Source organism: Corynebacterium sp. AOP36-E1-14 (assembly GCF_052377495.1).
GTDB lineage: Bacteria > Actinomycetota > Actinomycetes > Mycobacteriales > Mycobacteriaceae > Corynebacterium.
In genome coordinates, this window is sequence record NZ_JBQSWV010000063.1 from 1 (window position 1) to 1,915 (window position 1,915).

Below are 1,915 nucleotides of genomic sequence, written 5' to 3' on the forward strand. Positions count from 1 at the left end.
CATGCTCCATGAGTTCATCGAGTACGTCGGGGAGTAGGCGGCGTTGGTTGCTGTTCAGTGGTCTGGACAGTCTGCGGAACGGGACGGGTCCATCTGCGGCGCGTAGACGCTCAAGAGTGCGGGCTCGCACGGTGTCCATACGCTTGCGTTCGCTGGCGTCACGTCGGGTCTCAGCACGTTCTCCGGCTTTGCGGTCTTCGTCTTGGTCGGCACCTCTGCGCGCGTCCTCGCATGCGGTGCGGGTTGTGGTGGACAGGTCGATAACGGCGCCCGCTGCTATCCAATCTGCGTCTGCCACGGTCGTTCGCCCGTCCATGAGGGCTAATGCGGCGGAGACTTTTTCCTGGGCGAGTAATAGGTGCCCGTCAAGCCCTTCGACCGCTTCGCCGCGTAGGCGTCGCAGTCGGTTTTCGCGGATCTGGTGCTCGACCTGCTCTGGGAGGGCAATGGTCACCGGAGCACTGCCGTTGCGGGTACCTCGGGGCAGTCGGATGGTGAAAATCGGCGGCGCGGGTGGGGTGATGTCCGGGGCACTGGGGTAAGCGACCGGAAGCCACAGCACTCTCTGCGGGGTTCCGCCGTCTGCGTCGGCTAGCAGGGCACCGGAGCGGCGCGGTTGCACACCCATGACAACAGATACCCGGTAGGAGTGCGCGGGGACGTTCCTAGTGGTGGCTTGTGATGCTCCGGTGTGTCCCAGCGGCTCTCCCATGAACACCTGCCGTAACACCGGCATGATCGTGGACTCACGCTTGGACGATGCGGCGGCCAGCGCATCAACCTCGGGCACCCGGAACACCACGCGGTCGGGGGTCGGGGCGGCTGGTGCGTGCCCCGGTGTCTCTCGCCGGGTGAACAGTTCGGCGATCCCTTCGCCGGTGCCCAGAGGCAGTTCGGGCACTTCGATCTGTCCGTCGTTTTCGTCTGTGATGGTGAACATGTGGTGGGCAATACCTTCGGCGGTGCCTTTCCCTGAACCGGGTTCCCCGACAAGGGAGACAAGGAGGTTGAGTGATCCGGGGCCGCCGACTAGTGCGGGTAGTTGCAGGTGCGGGCCGGTCGCGGCGACCGTGGCAGCCATGACACACCCCAGCACGGCCCATGGCGACCCCAAGCGAGCGCGTGCCGCGTGCCAGACTGCGCGGGTCGCGGCACTGTGGGTGAAGACGGTGCATTCCGGGCCGGGCGGTAGGTCGTCCGGTGTGGTTGCCCGTCGCGCGGCAGAAATGGTGGTGTCGTGCGACCCCCTAACGGGTTCTGGGGTGCCGCTGTGCATGCCGTGGTCGTTCGACGCCGCTATGGGCGTCCTGGTGGCCGTGTTGTGGGCGTCCGCTGGTGCCTTTGCGGCGTGATCGGCTGTAGGTGGCACCGGTGTGGGTTCTGGGACGCTCGGGGCGGCTACGGCGCTCTGGGTCGGGGTGCTGTAGACAGCGGGGGACATACACCCGTCGTCCTGGTCCTCGATGGCGTTGGCGATCTTCGAGACGGTTCCCTTTGTGACCCCGTGACGGCTAGCGACGTCGGCGACCTTCATTCCGGCTGCCCGGTCGGCACGGATAGCCGCGTCACGGACGGCCTTCTCGTCGGCGGTAAGTCGTGGCGGCTTGCGCTTGGCGACAATGGCGCGCGCCTGTTCGCGTGTGATTGCCTCGGTCATTACTTCACCCCGTTCTGTGAGCCGTTGATCCGCTGTAGTCGGGCTAGTCGCTCGGCCCGTTCTCTTTCGTCCCAGTGCTTCTCTGCGCGGATTACCGCTAGTCGGTGCTTCATTACCGTCTGCCGTTCCCGATCGCTCATAATTTCATGGTTCAACCGGTAGGTGAGGTAATCGCTGGTGTAGATACGTTTACGTGGAATAGTCATTCCTGCATCCTTCGAATGTCGTGAGGATGCCTGCCAGATATGTGCCTTAACC

At 64.4% G+C, this 1,915-nt stretch carries 2 protein-coding genes; both read right to left on the reverse strand.

Annotated features, from left to right (window positions below; all coding sequences use genetic code 11):
- On the reverse strand, positions 1 to 1,657 hold a 1,657-nt coding region (locus ACT3TD_RS14720; RefSeq protein WP_444638074.1), incomplete at its 3' end, for a hypothetical protein.
- Positions 1,657 to 1,915: hypothetical protein (locus ACT3TD_RS14725; protein ID WP_444615237.1), on the reverse strand; the 259-nt coding region annotated here is incomplete at its 5' end. The genes ACT3TD_RS14720 and ACT3TD_RS14725, both read right to left, overlap by 1 nt.